This is a genomic window from Ruegeria sp. AG6 (genome assembly GCF_056541565.1).
The window spans coordinates 23,082-38,901 of sequence record NZ_JBQFYQ010000016.1 but is presented as its reverse complement, the minus strand read 5'-3'; the positions used below and the strand labels follow the sequence as shown (position 1 = coordinate 38,901).

Sequence of the window (15,820 nt, the reverse complement as noted above, 5' to 3'; positions counted from 1 at the left end):
TTTTCGTTACGCAGGGACAAAATTATTTGGAATGACCCGTGTCGCTTATTGCAAGCACATATCGCAATCAGAGAGGTGGTTGCGCCGCGAATCCGTCAGTTTGTTTCAAAATTGGAGGATTGCCCCTTGACCACTCGCACTGTCACGCGTTCCGGCGGACGTTCTGCCCGCCGAGCCCAACGCACCGCTCCAAATTTCGACATGCTGCCGGGCCTGACCCGAGGCATCCCGCTGTGCGAAGTCATGGACGCAACCCAGGTTGAGCGCATCGACAATGCGGCGATGGACATTCTGGAAAATGTCGGCGTTCAGTTCCGCGACCCCATCGCGCTGGAAGACTGGAAAAAAGCCGGGGCCAAGGTTGACGGCGAACTGGTCTATCTGGACCGAAATATGGTGCGCGAGCTGATCTCGACCATTCCGGCGCAGTTCACCTATCACGCGCGCAATCCGCAAAAGAACCTTGCACTGGGTGGCAAGCACGCGATCTTCGTGCCAATGACCGGGGCCCCTTTCCTGCGCGATCTGGATGACGTGCGCCGGAACCCGACGCTGGATGATCTGGCGATGTTCCACAAGCTGTCGCACATGATGCCGGCGCTGCACAGCTCGGCCCATCACATTGTCGAGCCCTACGACCACCCGATCAGCCAGCGGCACCTGCGCATCACCTATTCGTCGATGAAGTACTCGGACAAGACCTTCATGGGCATGACCACCTCGCCCAGGAATGCCGAGGATGTGATGGATATGTGCGATATCCTGTTCGGCGAAGGGTTCATTGACGATCATCCGGTCACCACCGGCAACTGCAACGGCAACAGCCCACTGGTGTGGGACGAAACCATGCTGGGTGCGATGCGGGCCTTCTGCCGCCGCAATCAGCCGGTTCTGTGCTCGCCCTTTGTTCTGGGTGGCGCGAACACCCCGGCATCGGTGCCCGCGACCGTGGCGCAGCTGACCGCCGAGGCGCTTTCGGCGCTGGCCTATACGCAGGTGATCCGCAAGGGCTGCCCGGCGATCTGGGGGCATTACCTGTCGACCGTTTCGATGAAATCCGGCGCGCCGATGGCCGGCACGCCCGAAATCAGCCTGATGAACTTCATGATCGGCCAGATGGCGCGCTTCTACGACGTACCGTGGCGCACTTCGAACACTCTGGGTGGGGCCAAGACCTTTGATGCACAGGCCGGGTACGAATCCGCCACGACGCTCAGTGCGGTCATTCACGCCGGGGCCAATTATATCTGGCATTCGGCAGGCTGGAACGAGGCGGGCATGCACTGTTCGGTCGCCAAGTTTATCGTCGACGCCGAACAATGCGCGATGGCTTACCGGATGGCGGAAGGCCCAAAGTGGCACGATTTCGACCAGGCCCTGGCAGCGGTTCCCGATGTGGGGCCCGGCGGGCATTATCTGGGTCATCCGCACACGCAGGACAACTTTCAGACCGCGTTCTTCATGCCGGAACTGTTCGACAACAACTCGATCGAGCAATGGGTGGCCGAGGGGGAGGTGGAAATCACCGAACGCGCCCTGAAACATGCGCGGAAACTATTGGCCGAATATGAAGAACCAAAGCTGGACGAGGCCAAGAACGAGGCCCTTCTGGACTATATCGCCCGCCGCGAAAGGGAAATCCCGGCGGCGGACGAGTTGAACCAAACATACTGATCCACACTCCCCGTACTTGCCCACCCGTCATCCGGGTGGGCCCTTTTTTCCACTCAAGACACGTAAACCAAGATGAAGATCGCCGAACTGCATATCTACAGCCACGACCTGCCAGTCAAAAACGGGCCCTATACGATGGCCAATGCCGAGGTCTGGGCGCTCGATACCACGCTGGTCAAGGTCGTGTCGGACAACGGTCTGACCGGCTGGGGCGAGACCTGCCCGGTTGGCCCGACCTATGCCGAGGCGCACGCCGCCGGGGCGCGCGCCGCTCTGGTCGAAATGGCCCCGGGCCTGATCGGAACAGAGGTCCTGCCTCTGGCCTTGCATCGCCGGATGGATGGGCTGTTGAACGGTCATGGTTATGCCAAGGCCGCCATCGACATTGCGGCGCACGACCTGCTTGGCAAACACTTGGGTGTTCCGGTTTCCGATTTGCTGGGCGGAGCGGTCTCGGAAAAGGTGCCGTCCTATTATGCCACGGGCGTCGGTGCACCCGACGACATTGCGAAACTGGCTGCCGAGAAAATGGCCGAAGGCTACCCGCGTCTGCAAATCAAGGTCGGAGGCCGCCCGGTCGAGATCGACATCGAAACCATTCGAAAGGTTTGGGACGTGGTCAAGGGATCGGGTATGCGTCTGGCCGTCGACGGCAACCGGGGCTGGACCACACGAGACGCCCTGCGGGTCAGCCGCGAATGCCCCGAAATCCCCTTCATCATGGAACAGCCCTGCAACACAATCGAAGATCTCAGGAAGATCCGGCCTCAGGTCACGCATGGCATCTATATGGATGAAAACAGCACCAACCTGAACACCGTGGTCTCGGCGGCGGGCACCGGTCTGGTCGACGGGTTCGGCATGAAGGTCACCCGCATCGGCGGCTTGCACCCGATGCGCGCCTTCCGTGATATCTGCGAGGCGCGCAACCTGCCCCATACCTGCGATGACAGCTGGGGCGGGGACATCATCGCCGCTGCATGCACCCATATCGGTGCAACCGTTCGGCCCGACCTGCTGGAAGGCGTCTGGCTGGCTGCGCCATATATCGAAGGCAACTACGATCCCGAAAACGGCATCCGGGTCGACGCCGGGCATATCGCGCTGCCAACCGGGCCGGGGCTGGGCGTGGTTCCTGATGAAAGCCTGCTCGGCGCACCTGTCGCATCATTCTAAGAAATGGATGACAATATGAACCTGAAAGGAAAATCGGCTCTGGTCACTGGCGCGGCTGGCGGCATCGGGGCGTCAATCGTTCAACGCCTGCGCAATGCCGGGGCGCGGGTCGCAGTCGCCGACCGGGCTGTCGATGCCATCGAGGCCGAGGCACATCTGCCCGGTGATCTGCTTGTTCCCGAATATGCAGACCAGCTGCCCGGCGCAGCCGCGTCCGCATTGGGCGGGCTTGACATCGTGATCAACAATGCGGGCGTCATCACGCGCGGGTCGGTCACGGATACGTCTGATGCGGATTGGTCTCTGTCATTGGGTGTCAATGTCGAAGCCCCGTTCCGCATTTGTCGTGCGGCAATTCCGATCATGGCGGACGCTGGCGGCGGGGCCATCGTCAACACCGCGTCCTGCTGGGGGCTGCGCCCCGGCCCCAATCATGCGGTCTATTGCATGACCAAGGCGGCCATCGCGTCCCTGACCCAGTGCATGGGCATGGATCACGCCCATCAGGGTATCCGCATCAACGCCGTTTGCCCGAACGAAGTGAATACCCCGATGCTGCGATCAGGCTTTGAAACGCGGGGCTTTGACCCCGATACAGCCGTAGCCGAACTGGGCCGGACCGTGCCGCTGGGCCGGATCGCCGAGCCCGAGGACATCGCCGACGTCATCATGTTCCTGATCTCGGACGCGTCGCGTTATGTTTGCGGCACGCTGGTTGAGGTGAATGGAGGGAAACCGGTATCATGAGGCGGTTCGATGGAAAGGTGGCACTGGTCACCGGCGGGCGCAGCGGCATCGGCAAGGCCATTGCCCGGCGTTTGCACGACGAAGGCGCACTGGTCTTCACCGCCCAACGTGGTCAGGACACCGAATTCCAAGGCATTGCTGCAGATTTCACCCTTCCCGACAGCCCGGCACAGGTGGTCAACAAAGTGATCGCGAAAGCCGGGCGTCTGGACGTGTTGGTCAACAACGCCGGCATGATGCAGGAAGCCTCGGTCGAAGGAATGAGCCTTGAGGACTGGCACCGCAACCTGACGGTGAACCTGACCGCCCCGTTCCTGATGATCAAGGCCGCGCTGCCGCATCTGCGCCAGACCAAGGGCGCCATCGTCAACACCGGATCCATAGAAGGCCTGGGCAGCAATCCCGGTCACGCTGCCTATTGCGCATCAAAGGCAGGGTTGCACGGCCTGACCCGCGCCGTTGCCGTGGATCACGGGGGCGAAGGTATCCGCTGCAACGCCGTCGCGCCCGGTTGGATCGATACCGAGTTGAACGAGGATTTCATCGAATCCATGCCCGACCCGCCCGCATTCCGTCGCGACATCGCCAAGATCCACCCGGTGGCCCGAACAGGGCGGTCTGAAGAAGTTGCCGCGCTCGTCGCGTTTCTGGCGTCCGGGGATGCGGGTTTCATCACCGGGCAGGTCTTTACGATAGATGGTGGGCGTATGGCCAAGCTGAGCTTGCCCTGATGCCCACGCGTCATTCCTTGCCGGACCGCCATTCTTTCCAGATCAGATAGCTGTTCGCCCCAAGCGAGGCGAAAGGCTCGGGCGGCAATCGCGGAAGATCCGGCTGCGCCAGAAAGTGATCCGCGATCTCTGATCCGCCTTGCAGCGCCAGTTCCGCGATGCCCATGCCTTGCAGGGTGCCGCGGGCGATGCCCAGGCCGTTCTGGCAGCAGGCCGAGAACACGCCATCCGCCACTTCGCCGAACGCCGCAGACCCATTGCGGCTGAGGCACAGCATCCCGGCCCAGCGATGCTCCATCCGTACATCGGGCAGATGCGGAAAGCGTTCACGGAACTTCCGGTCATGCACCCAGCCGGCATTGCGCAACCGCATCCGGGTGGTTTCTATCGTCGGGTGAAAACTGGACCCGGTGCGGATCAGGATGCGATCCCCATAGCTGCCCGAAATGCGCCGGACCGAGGTGCCCATCGGATCCGCCGGGGTCACCGACCAGCGCGGTTGCCCGCCCAGTGTCTTGATCTGCGCCTCGGTCAGCGGCGCCGTGATCGAGGCGTAGAGGCAGATATGCATCAATTGCCGTTGGTAGAATCCGAAGCTTTCCAGATGGCCATTGTTGGCCAGAACGATCCGCCCGGTGCTGACTTTGGCCCTGGCGGTGTTGACCACCCAACCTGCGCCCTGCTTTTCAAAGCTGGTGACTGGCGCGTTCTCGAATACGTTGATTTGGCCAGCCAGTTGACCCGACAGCGCCCGCACATAGGCTGCGGGCTGGATCATCACCGTCCCCGGCGCAAACAGCCCCGAAACATAATGCGGGCTGCCCGTGATCTCTTGCATCTGCTTTTGGTCATACAGCGTGTGCGGCTCACCCAGTTTGGTCAGATGCTCGGCGAAGGCGCGGTTATGGGCGTCTCCTGCCCGTGTGGCGGCTGCATTGTATTTTCCGCAAGGGTCGAACATTTCCTGCGGCAGGTCGCAATCGGCGGCGACCTCGGTCGCGAAAGCGATGGCCTTGCGGTTCAGGGCAATGGCGGCGCGATCCGCTTCCAGCCCATCGCCTGCGTAATTGTCCGAGGCCAGATCATGCGGCAGGTCGATCATGAACCCCGAGTTCCGCCCCGCCGAACCATCGGCAAATCGGCCCGCTTCCAGCAGGGCGATCTTCAGCGAAGGGTCCAGTTGGTGCAATCGCCGCGCCGCCGTCAGCCCGGCAAACCCTCCGCCGACAATGGTGATGTCGGCGGTCAGGTCCTGTTCGAGCTCTGGCAGAGGGTCCTGGGGCGGCAGGATGGCATTCCATCCCGCCGGACCGGTCTGCCGCGGCAGTCTTTTGGCCTCGTATCGTGTCAATCCACAGCCTCGTCGGCGTCGTCTGCAAGATCGATCCAGATGGTTTTCAGCTGGGTGTACTGATCATGCGCATGGATCGAGTTGTCGCGCCCGCCAAAGCCCGATTGCTTGTAGCCGCCAAACGGCGTGGTGATGTCGCCTTCGCCAAAGCTGTTGACGGTCACGGTGCCCGCCCGGATCGCCCGCGCACCACGAATGGCCCGTTTGGCGTTGGCGGTAAAGATCGAGGCACACAAGCCATAGTCGGTGTCATTGGCGATCTTGATGGCCTCGTCAAAGCCCGACACTTCGATCACCGACAGGACCGGGCCGAAGATCTCCTCTCGGGCAAGCACGGCGTCATTGCCCGGCACTTCGACGACGGTCGCCTCGACAAAGCCTTTATCGGCCTTGCCGCCGATCACCACGTTTTCAACCTGATCGAGATATCCGCAGACCTTGTTGTAATGCCCTTCGCTGACCAGCGCGCCCATGCGGGTTTCAGGATCCAGCGGGTCGCCGATGTTCCACTGTTTGGCGTGATGCGCGATGCGGTCCAGCAGTTCGGCTTTCACGTCTTTGTGCACGATCAGGCGCGACGAGGCAGAGCAGTTCTCGCCCATGTTCCAGAACGCACCGTTCACCACATGCGCCGCCACCCGGTCTAGGTTTTCGGCGTCATCCATGACGATGGCAGGGTTCTTGCCGCCCATCTCAAGCACCACTTCTTTGGCGTTGCTTTCCGCCGAATAGGTCAGGAACCGTTTGCCCGTCACCGTCGAGCCGGTGAAGGACACCATGTCGATATCCATGTGCCGCCCGATGGGTTCGCCCACGTCGGCACCGCCACCCGGTACGATGTTCAGCACGCCGCGGGGAAGGCCAGCCTCCATCGCCAGTTCGGCCATACGCAGCGCGGTCAGTGTGGTTTCAGCCGCGGGTTTCACAACCACTGAACATCCCGCCGCCAGTGCCGGGCCGATCTTCCACGCCAGCATCAGCAGGGGGAAGTTCCACGGCAGTACCAGCCCCACGACGCCGATCGGCTCACGCACGACCATGGCGATATGGTCGTCGCTGGCAGGTGCGACCTGATCGTAGATCTTGTCGATCGCCTCGCCATGCCATTTCAGACAGTGGATGGTTTCGGGCACGTCCACGGTTTCGCAGTCATAGATGGTCTTGCCACTGTCGAGGCTTTCCATCACCGCCAGTTCGCGGGCATTGCGGGTCATCAGCTTGGCCAGCCGGATCAGCACGTCCTTGCGCTCGGACGGGTGCAGTTTCGACCAGCGGCCATCGTCGAAGGCCTCGCGCGCTTTTTCGACTGCAAAATCCACATCCGCCGCACCGCAGGATGCGATATTGGCAAGCTTGTCGCCGGTGGCCGGGTTTACGGTTGCAAACGTCTCACCCGAGATCGCCGGGCGGAATGCGCCGTCGATGAACGCCCCGGTCGGCAGGTTCAGGCCTGCGGCGATGGATTTGTATTCGTCCTGTGTCAGCAGATCCATGTCTCTTACCCTTCCGCCACGATGTCGGCGATTGTCTTTTTCAGCACGCGCGTGACCTGTTCCAGCGCGCGTTTGTCGTCCTTGTTCAAGCCCTTCAACGGAGGCCGCATAGCGCCCGCATCGATCCCGTTCATGGTGACGCCATGCTTGATGGTCTGGATGAACTTGCCACCCTGTTCCAGCACCCGCATCAGCGGCATCATCGCAGACATGATCCGGCGGCCTTTGTTGAAATTCCCTTCGACCACGCAGGCCTGATACAGAGCCACGTGTTCGGCAGGCAGGAAGTTGGACCCGCCGCACACCCAGAACGGCGCACCCCAGGCAAAGAATTCGAGCGCCTGATCATCCATGCCGCAGCCAAGCTGGATATGCGGATAGTCGCGGGCCAGCAAATGCACCCGGTTGATATCGCCCGAGCTTTCCTTGATGCCGCAGAAGTTGCGACTGCGGCCAACGCGGTCGAGGAATTCCTCACCCATCATCGTGCCGGTGCGGTGCGGGTAGTTGTACAGCATCACCGGCAGATCAGCGGCCTTGTCGATGGCCAGCGCATTCAGCGCGTTTTCCCGATCAGTCGGCACCGAATACGGCGGGCTGGCCAGCAGGATCGCATCGGCGCCGATTTCGCGCGCGCCGGCGGCAAGGGCAATCGAATCCGGCGTCAGCATCGCGCCTGTGCCAACCACCAATGGCAACCGGCCCTTCAACTGCTCATGCGTGAACCGGGCCAGTTCGACACGTTCGTGGACGGTCTGGGCATAGTTCTCACCGGTCGACCCCCCCGAGATCAGGCCATGCACGCCGTTTTCGATCAGGTATTCGATCACGTCGGACAGCATGTCCCAATTCACGCTGCCATCGTCGTGATAGGGCGTGACCACAGGGGTATAGATCCCCTCAAACTTGAAAATCGGGTTCATTCCGTCCTCATGCAGGTTTCGAAAGGGGCGGGACGCCCATCGGGACATCCAGCGCGTCAGGCATCACGAACATCTCGATCTGATCGCGTGACAGGTTCCAGTGATCTTCGGCCAGCTGCGCAGCAGCCGCCTCGTCGCGCGCCTCGATGGCGGCGATGATGGCGTCGTGCTGGCGGCTTGCTTCGGACAGGTTCTCGGACATCTCAGCCGTCTGAGGCCGGTAAAACGTCATGCCGATCCGGGCGTGATCGATCAACAGCCGATTGAACGACGGCAGCAGGTAGACATTTCCGGACATTTCGCCGGTCACGTCATGAAAGCGGTTGTTGGCCAAGGCTCGGTCCTCGCCGGACCCGGACCGAAGGGCCGCCTTGAACGCCTGCTGGGCCTCTTTCAAATCATTGATCTGGGCGTTCGACGCATTCAAAGCCGCCAAACGCAGGATCGCTCCGTATACCATGGGCGCGGCAAGGAAGAAGTCGCGCAGTGTGGTGTAGGACATTTCCGAAACCCGGGCGCTGCGGTTTGTCCGCAGATCCAGATAGCCTTCGCCAGCCAATTGTCGAAACACCTCGCGCAGCGGCGTGCGCGACAAGCCGAATTCCTCGGACAAATGCGCTTCGTCCAGATCGGCGCCTGGGCGCAGGCGCAGCGTGAGGATGGACACTTTCAGGTGCTCTTTCAGCGCGCTTTTACGAGACTTGGCTTCGTCTTTCATGCTTTGGCCTCATCCTTCTGTTCGGCGAACGCGGTCGAATCGCGTGCGGTCACAGTTTTGTATTCCATAAAAATACAACTTGTATACAATAATAATTCGTGCAGCATAAGAGCCTGCGAAATAGACTCATGTTCTGGGCTTTGTCCCAGCTTGCAAACGGTACTGCTCATGCCTCAGACGCGGCACATCACTTTCGTCCTTGTCGAGGAGTTCTCGCACCTTGCGTTTTCATGCGCAGTCGAACCCTTGCGGATCGCCAATCTTGTGAGCGGCGATGAACTGTACCGCTGGTCCTTTCTGTCAGAACATGGCGAGCAGGCCGTGTGCTCGAACGGATCCATCACGCTGGTGCATTCCGGCCTTCAGGGTCTGGCCAAATGTGATCAGCTGTTTGTCTTGTCGGGCATTCACATGCGTGACCACGTCACCCGCCCCCTGCTTGCAACCCTTCGCCGCGAACGCGCGCGCGGCACGAAAATCGGCGCCCTGTGCTCGGGGGCATGGGTGCTGGCCGAGGCTGGCTTTCTCGACGGAATGCAAGCGGCAATCCACTGGGAATATCACGACGCGTTCATGGAGGCCTTTCCCGAGGTCAACCTGGTACGCAGCGTGTTCGTGGCCGATGAAAAGCACATTACCGCATCTGGCGGAACGGCAACGGCGGATCTGATGCTGCACCTGATCGAACGCGATCACGGTGAAGAACTGGCCATCGATGTGGCGGATCAGATGGTCTATAACGCGGTACGCAATGCCACAGCTAAACAACGGGTTTCCCTGCAATCACGCAACGGAATGCGCAATGCGCACCTCGCCAAGGCGATCACCATCATGCAGGACAGTATCGAAACCCCGGTTTCCCCCTCGTTCATTGCAGAAGAGCTTGGCATTTCAACCCGACAGCTTGAGCGGCTGTTTGGAAAATACCTCAACACGTCGCCCAAGAAATACTTCATGGAAATGCGGCTGGAGCGCGCCCAGAAATTGTTGCTTCAGACCGAAGCATCCGTCACCGAGATTGCCGTGGCCTGTGGCTTTGAAAACCCGGGCCATTTTTCGCGCGTCTACCGATCAAGCTTTGGCGTCACCCCGCACGCGCAACGCAACAAGATCGACTGACATTGTGTGGTGGTGGGTTTGCCGCAATCGAAACGGCAGGGGATGCCGCGCTTTGTCGGCCCATGACGGGCCTGAACGGGCATCCCCCTAACCCTGCCGAGATACCCCCTCATTAAAACCGGACTAGTCAACAGATCGGCAGGATGATGTACCAATAGATTTGGATATTGGCATAAGTTTTGCGAGAACTTGTCATACATGCGATTCTTGTGCCCTTATTCGTTAATCTTTGCCTCAATTGGAGACTTTTGATTCAGCGAAGTCCGGCAACCTCAAAGGCCATAACCACTTGCAAAAAATATAAATTACAGGTTTCGTCCTTGCTGCATTCAAAGATCGCACCGGGGAGCAATATGCTTCGATCTGAGGTGTTCGTTTTCTGCCCGGCACCCCACGGATGGACGGGGCAATCTTGGCTCGACAGATTCGGCTGCGTGCCTGAAACCGCCCAACAGGCGCTCAAGCGCCATTTCTAACGGATTTGCGTCATATCCAGCCTGGGCGCGGCGCGCGTGATTTCATGGGCGCTGGTCGCCGCGCCTGATCCGACGCGAACGTTCAGCTTCTCTGTCCCGTTGAACCGCTGGAAATACGCAAATTCCATCGTGGTCAGCGCATCCATATCCTGACATTGAACAACGTAGTCAGCCTGAAATTCCGAATGTTCGCCCGTTGCGAATGACGTGCCCCCCTCGCCCGCGTTGTCCTGCTGCCCCGGAATATCATGCGTCAGGATCACGTTTGCAGATGCGGTAAAACACACGGCGTCGGGCGGGACGACAAACAGATCCAGTGGTTTGGACAGTTCGGAAATCGCGATGGCGACACGCGTACGCTCGTCATCACTTGCCACCGGGGTCTCGAACCCAATGATGTCAATGCTTGGAACCCTGAGCGACAGCGTAAATTCCGTGTCCGTAAACACGATTTCCAATTGACCGGACCCATGTTGATGGGTGGGCGTGATCTGCGTCGCCTGAGCGGCAAGAGCTGCCGGAAAAAGAGACAACGCCAGAACAGAGCACTTCATTAACCAAAAACCGCCTTTAACAGAATCACAACAGTGATTTTACCGCGAATCACCTGCCACGCAACGTTAACCCTCGGATCAGAGCTCGCCAGATTTGGGGAAGAGCGTGGGATTCAACTATCATTGCCTATATCCGACAATAAAACTCAGGTTGACATTACCGACTAAATCACTCAGTTAATTCTTCGCGAAACCCGCGGGGCATCCCCGCGCGATCCGACAGTTCTGACAGGAAAGCATCGAACTCCTATGACCAAGTTATTCACCACTGCCAGCGCCCTGACATTTTGCATGGCAACCGCCGCGATCTCGGGTGATGCCCCCACCAAGGCAGATGTACTGAACACCTATGCCAATATTGCGGAAGCCAAATTTGAGGACAGCCTGATTTCAGCCAGGAAATTGCAGGATGCGGTCAACGCGCTGATCGCCGATCCCTCGGACGCAACGTTGAACGCGGCGCGCGCGGCTTGGGTTGCTGCGCGTGTCCCCTATCAGCAGACGGAAGTCTATCGCTTCGGCAATGCCATCGTTGATGACTGGGAAGGCAAGGTGAACGCCTGGCCCTTGGACGAAGGGCTGATCGACTATGTCGACGCGGCCTATGGCGGCGCGACGGACGAAAACGAATTTGCCGTGCTGAACGTCATCGCCAACCCCAGTTTCCAACTGTCGGGCGAGACCATTGATGCCAGCGAAATCACCCCCGAACTGCTGAGCGACACCCTGCACGAAGCCGATGGTATCGAGGCGAATGTGGCAACCGGCTATCACGCCATCGAGTTCCTTCTGTGGGGTCAGGACATGAACGGCCATGGCGCCGGTGCCGGCAACCGCCCAGCGACCGATTATGCGCAGGGCGAGGACTGTACCGGCGGCCATTGCGACCGTCGCGCGCAATATCTGAGCGCTGCGACCGAACTGCTGGTCAGCGATCTGGCCTGGATGGCGGATCAGTGGAAAGACGGCGGAGCGGCGCGCGCAGCCCTTGTGGAGAACGAAGCAGCAGGCATCAGCGCGATCCTGACCGGCATGGGCTCTCTCTCGTATGGCGAGCAAGCCGGCGAACGGATGCGCCTTGGCCTGATGCTGAACGATCCCGAAGAAGAACATGACTGCTTTTCGGACAACACCCACAACAGCCATTACTATGACGGGTTGGGCATCCAGAACGTCTATCTGGGCAGCTATACCCGCATTGATGGCACCCCGGTTTCGGGCGCATCTCTGGCCGATCTGGTCATCGCCACCGATCCGGCGCTGGATACCGAGATGAAAGCGAAACTGGCCACCACCATGCAGGCCCTGGGCAAGATCAAGACAACGGCCGAGGCGGGATTTGCCTATGACCAGATGCTTGAGCGCGGTAACGAAGGCGGTGAGGCCCTGATCATGGGCGGCGTCAACGGCCTGATCGATCAGACCAAAACGATCGAGCGCATCGTAACCGCGCTGGAGCTGGACGGGGTTGCGTTTGAAGGGTCAGACAGCCTGGATAACCCGGACGCCGTCTTCCATTAATCTTCAAGCGGGCCGGAGAGGGTTTCTTTCCGGCCCCTGCAAACCTTACTGATCGCCTGACAGGGCGGCGAAACGAGCCAAGACCAATGATTGTCTGCCACTGCACCAACATATCCGATCACGACATCCGTGCCGCCATCGATTGGATGCGCACGGCGGATCCGCGGACCATAATCACCCCCGGCAAGATCTACCATGCCCTTGGCAAATCGGCGGATTGTGGCGGGTGCATGCCGCTGTTCCTAGACACAATGCGGGCCAGCGGTAATCTGGAAGTCCCCATGCAACTCCGCACTTTGCGTGCCGGAGCAACACAGGAGAAGGCTGATGAAAGGCGATCCGAAGGTCATCGAATATCTGAACAAGTCTCTGCGGCATGAGCTGACTGCCGTCAGTCAATACTGGCTGCATTACCGCCTGCAAGAAGACTGGGGCCTTGGCCATATGGCCAAGAAAAGCCGCGAGGAAAGCATCGAAGAGATGGGCCACGCGGACAAGCTGATCGAACGGATCATCTTTTTGGAAGGTCACCCCAACCTTCAGAAACTGGACCCGTTGCGGATCGGTCAGACGCCGAAGGAAACGCTGGAATGCGACCTGGCGGCCGAGATCGACGCCAGGGCACTTTACAAGGAAGCGCGCGAGTATTGTCGGGAGGCCGGCGACTTTGTCTCCATGTCGCTGTTCGAACAGTTGATGTCCGATGAAGAGGGACATATCGACTTCCTCGAAACGCAGCTCGACCTGTATGAAAGGATCGGCGAAGCCAATTATGCGCAACTCAACGCATCGAAAATGGACGAAGGCGAATAGTCTTTTTGCCCTGTCAGTGGCCGCCCTGGCGGCCACCCCCTCCCTGGCAGCCGAGCTGCGGGACCTGCATCTGAAATTCACCCCCCGCACCGACGAGGAACGCGCCCGCATTGCCGCCGTGACGGCACCCCCGCAGGATTTTGGCGTGTCGCAGCCGTTCGAAGAACTCTCGGCCGGGGCGGCAACTGTCCGGGTCCGCAACGACGCGGATGCGTTCTCGCAACCCTCGGGCAATCTGAGCTTCGAGCAGGAGCTGGATTTCAAGGTCGGCAACGGGTTGTTCAAGAAAATCTGGGTGTCGTCACCATCATCCACATTGGCCTCTGACGGGTTGGGGTCGCTGTACAACGCGCGATCCTGCCAGCGTTGCCATATAAAGGATGGGCGGGGGCACACACCGAACGGGCCCGATGACAACGCGGTCTCAATGTTCCTTCGGGTCTCGATCCCCGGCGCGCCGGAAGACGGGTATGCCGAGATCGAGGATTACATCGCCACCCGGCCCGATCCCAACTATGGCGGGCAGATGCAGGATTTCGCGCTTGCGGGGCATCCGGCGGAATATCGGCTGGATATCTCTTACGAAGAAGTCCCTGTTGAACTCTCTGACGGCGAGACCGCGTCACTGCGCCGCCCGACTTACAGGGCCGCTGATCTGGGCTATGGCCCTCTGCACCCGGATGCAATGCTGAGCCCGAGGGTCGCACCACAGATGATCGGGCTTGGCCTGCTCGAGGCGATCCCGGTCGAAGACCTTCTGGCCAAGGCTGATCCCGACGACGTGGATGGGGATGGCATCTCGGGCCGTCCGAACATCGTCTGGTCTGTTGAATACGGCGCCCCGATGATGGGCCGGTTCGGGCACAAGGTAGGCATGCCGACGGTGATGGAGCAATCCGCCGCAGCCTTTGCCGGGGATATCGGTATTTCAAGCCCGCTTTACCCGGCACCTCAGGGGGACTGCACGGACTTGCAGGTGAACTGCGTCGAGGCCCCGCATGGCGACACCGATACCCGCGAGTTCGAGATCGATCAGCAGGGCATGGACCTGGTGGTTTTCTACAGCCGCAATCTGGGCGTGCCCGGCCGCCGTGATGTCGACGACCCCGAGGTTTTGCGCGGCAAAGAGGTGTTTCACACGACCGGCTGCGCATCCTGTCATACTCCGGCCCATGTCACCCACCGGTTGGAAGATCGGCCCGAGCACAGTTTTCAGCTGATCTGGCCTTACACGGATCTGCTGCTGCATGACATGGGCGAAGGTCTGGCGGATCACCGCCCCGAGGCCCGCGCGACGGGGCGCGAATGGCGGACGCCGCCTTTGTGGGGTGTTGGTCTGACCGAACGCGTCTCGGGCCACACGCAGTTTCTGCATGACGGGCGGGCACGCAATCTGCTCGAGGCGATCCTGTGGCACGGCGGCGAAGCCCAGGCCGCGCGCGATGCGGTTGTGTCGATGCCGAAAACTGACCGCGACGCCCTGATCCGTTTTCTGGAGAGCCTCTGACCCATGCGTATTCTTACAATTATTGCCGCGTTGATGATGCCGCTTGCCGCACAGGCGCAGGACCGCGCACCGATCCTGATGGACGTTGCCGAGACACATATACTGCCCAGGTTCGACAAGCTGCCGGAAACGACCGGGGCTCTGGTCAGTGCATCGCGGGTGGATTGCGATCCGACCTCACCTGCGTTGCGCGCGGCTTACGATGCGGCCTTCGACAGCTGGATTTCCGCCAGTCACCTGCGTTTCGGTCCGACCGAGGTCGATGATCGTGCATTTGCCATGGCGTTCTGGCCCGACACGAAAGGGTTCACCACCAAAGCCCTGTCCCAGCATATCGCAACCGAGGATGACGCCGTGCAAGACCCCGAAGCCTATGCCGAGACATCCATAGCCGGGCGCGGGTTCTTTGCGCTGGAACAAATGCTGTTAGATCCCGCCTTTGCAGAGCAGGGCAATGCGGATTACCGCTGCGCGCTGATTCAGGCGATCGCGGCGGACATTGATGCCAACGCACGGGCGATGGCCGATGACTGGCAAAGCTATGCCCCCAGCCTGACCCGGCCCGGCAAGAACGGCCGCTACCGAACGCAGGACGAAGCGATGCAGGAACTGTTCAAGGCGTTGTCCACGGGTCTTGAGTTCACGGCCGACACTCGGCTTGGTCGCCCGTTGGGCACGTTCGACCGCCCGCGTCCGAACCGCGCCGAAGCGTGGCGGTCGAAGCGATCCTTGCGCCATGTCGAACTTTCGCTGATGGCCCTTCGTGATCTTGCCTCGCGATTGGCCTTTGATCATCCCGATATCGCCGCGGATCTGGATGCTGCTTTTGCGCGCGCCATTGAGAATGCCCAGCCCATTGACGACCCGGCGCTGGCCGGCGTTGCGGATCCGCAGGCCCGGTTCCGTATCGAGGCCCTGCAACAGTCCATCCACGATATTCGCGCAATTGCTTCGACTGAACTTGGCCCGACGCTGGGCGTCAGCGCAGGCTTCAATTCTCTGGACGGAGACTGATCC

At 60.3% G+C, this 15,820-nt stretch carries 15 protein-coding genes; 10 read left to right on the top strand and 5 right to left on the bottom strand.

The genetic code is table 11. From position 1 onward, the window contains the following. Nucleotides 1–126: 126 nt before the first annotated feature. The 4 genes from ACR0I0_RS19765 (at nt 127) to ACR0I0_RS19750 (ending at nt 4,328) form a co-directional block, all read left to right on the top strand. Nucleotides 127–1,674, top strand: a complete 1,548-nt coding sequence (locus tag ACR0I0_RS19765; RefSeq protein ID WP_480492581.1) for a trimethylamine methyltransferase family protein — start codon at nt 127–129, stop codon at nt 1,672–1,674. 72 nt (nt 1,675–1,746) lie between these two features. Then, nucleotides 1,747–2,850: a mandelate racemase/muconate lactonizing enzyme family protein gene (locus ACR0I0_RS19760; protein WP_480492580.1), complete on the top strand. Its 1,104-nt coding sequence runs from the start codon at nt 1,747–1,749 to the stop codon at nt 2,848–2,850. A 15-nt stretch (nt 2,851–2,865) separates the two neighbouring features. Next, nucleotides 2,866–3,597 carry an SDR family NAD(P)-dependent oxidoreductase gene (locus ACR0I0_RS19755; protein ID WP_480485454.1) on the top strand — a complete coding sequence of 244 codons (732 nt, stop codon included), beginning with the start codon at nt 2,866–2,868 and terminating at the stop codon, nt 3,595–3,597. Beyond that, nucleotides 3,594–4,328, top strand: coding sequence for an SDR family NAD(P)-dependent oxidoreductase (locus tag ACR0I0_RS19750; protein WP_480485456.1), 735 nt, complete (start codon nt 3,594–3,596; stop codon nt 4,326–4,328). The genes ACR0I0_RS19755 and ACR0I0_RS19750 overlap by 4 nt, the downstream gene beginning before the upstream one ends. Nucleotides 4,329–4,338: 10 nt before the next feature. Here the strand turns inward: ACR0I0_RS19750 and ACR0I0_RS19745 are convergent, their stop codons facing one another. Genes ACR0I0_RS19745 through ACR0I0_RS19730 form a run of 4 tightly spaced genes read right to left on the bottom strand, consistent with a single transcriptional unit; the run spans nt 4,339 to nt 8,813 of the window. After that, nucleotides 4,339–5,679, bottom strand: coding sequence for an NAD(P)/FAD-dependent oxidoreductase (locus ACR0I0_RS19745; RefSeq protein WP_480492579.1), 1,341 nt, complete (start codon nt 5,677–5,679; stop codon nt 4,339–4,341). After that, on the bottom strand, nt 5,676–7,172 hold the full coding sequence (locus tag ACR0I0_RS19740) for an aldehyde dehydrogenase (RefSeq protein WP_480492578.1): 1,497 nt from the start codon (nt 7,170–7,172) through the stop codon (nt 5,676–5,678). The genes ACR0I0_RS19745 and ACR0I0_RS19740 overlap by 4 nt, the downstream gene beginning before the upstream one ends. A 5-nt stretch (nt 7,173–7,177) precedes the next feature. After that, nucleotides 7,178–8,095, bottom strand: a complete 918-nt coding sequence (locus tag ACR0I0_RS19735) for a dihydrodipicolinate synthase family protein (RefSeq protein WP_480492577.1) — start codon at nt 8,093–8,095, stop codon at nt 7,178–7,180. Between the two features lie 7 nt (nt 8,096–8,102). Next, entirely contained in the window at nt 8,103–8,813 is a 711-nt protein-coding gene (locus ACR0I0_RS19730; RefSeq protein WP_480492576.1) for a GntR family transcriptional regulator, read from the bottom strand. A 168-nt stretch (nt 8,814–8,981) separates the two neighbouring features. Between ACR0I0_RS19730 and ACR0I0_RS19725 the strand changes: the two genes are divergently transcribed. Further along, entirely contained in the window at nt 8,982–9,932 is a 951-nt protein-coding gene (locus tag ACR0I0_RS19725; protein WP_480492575.1) for a GlxA family transcriptional regulator, read from the top strand. Between the two features lie 472 nt (nt 9,933–10,404). On the opposite strand, the gene ACR0I0_RS19720 is transcribed toward ACR0I0_RS19725, so the two are convergent. Next, entirely contained in the window at nt 10,405–10,962 is a 558-nt protein-coding gene (locus tag ACR0I0_RS19720) for a ZrgA family zinc uptake protein (protein WP_209832354.1), read from the bottom strand. Nucleotides 10,963–11,211: 249 nt separating this feature from the next. Here ACR0I0_RS19720 and ACR0I0_RS19715 point away from each other — a divergent pair, with 249 nt between their 5' ends. The 5 genes from ACR0I0_RS19715 to ACR0I0_RS19695 all read left to right on the top strand — a co-directional run bounded on the left by ACR0I0_RS19715 (nt 11,212) and on the right by ACR0I0_RS19695 (nt 15,817). Further along, nucleotides 11,212–12,483: an imelysin family protein gene (locus ACR0I0_RS19715; RefSeq protein WP_480492574.1), complete on the top strand. Its 1,272-nt coding sequence runs from the start codon at nt 11,212–11,214 to the stop codon at nt 12,481–12,483. A gap of 86 nt (nt 12,484–12,569) precedes the next feature. Beyond that, nucleotides 12,570–12,863: a (2Fe-2S)-binding protein gene (locus ACR0I0_RS19710; RefSeq protein ID WP_171722804.1), complete on the top strand. Its 294-nt coding sequence runs from the start codon at nt 12,570–12,572 to the stop codon at nt 12,861–12,863. After that, a complete protein-coding gene (gene bfr / locus ACR0I0_RS19705; protein ID WP_170346155.1) occupies nt 12,811–13,296 on the top strand; it encodes a bacterioferritin in 486 nt (161 codons plus the stop codon). Before ACR0I0_RS19710 ends, bfr begins: the two co-directional genes overlap by 53 nt. Then, on the top strand, nt 13,256–14,803 hold the full coding sequence (locus ACR0I0_RS19700; protein WP_480492573.1) for a di-heme oxidoreductase family protein: 1,548 nt from the start codon (nt 13,256–13,258) through the stop codon (nt 14,801–14,803). Before bfr ends, ACR0I0_RS19700 begins: the two co-directional genes overlap by 41 nt. Nucleotides 14,804–14,806: 3 nt before the next feature. After that, nucleotides 14,807–15,817, top strand: coding sequence for an imelysin family protein (locus ACR0I0_RS19695; protein WP_480492572.1), 1,011 nt, complete (start codon nt 14,807–14,809; stop codon nt 15,815–15,817). Nucleotides 15,818–15,820: the final 3 nt, after the last annotated feature.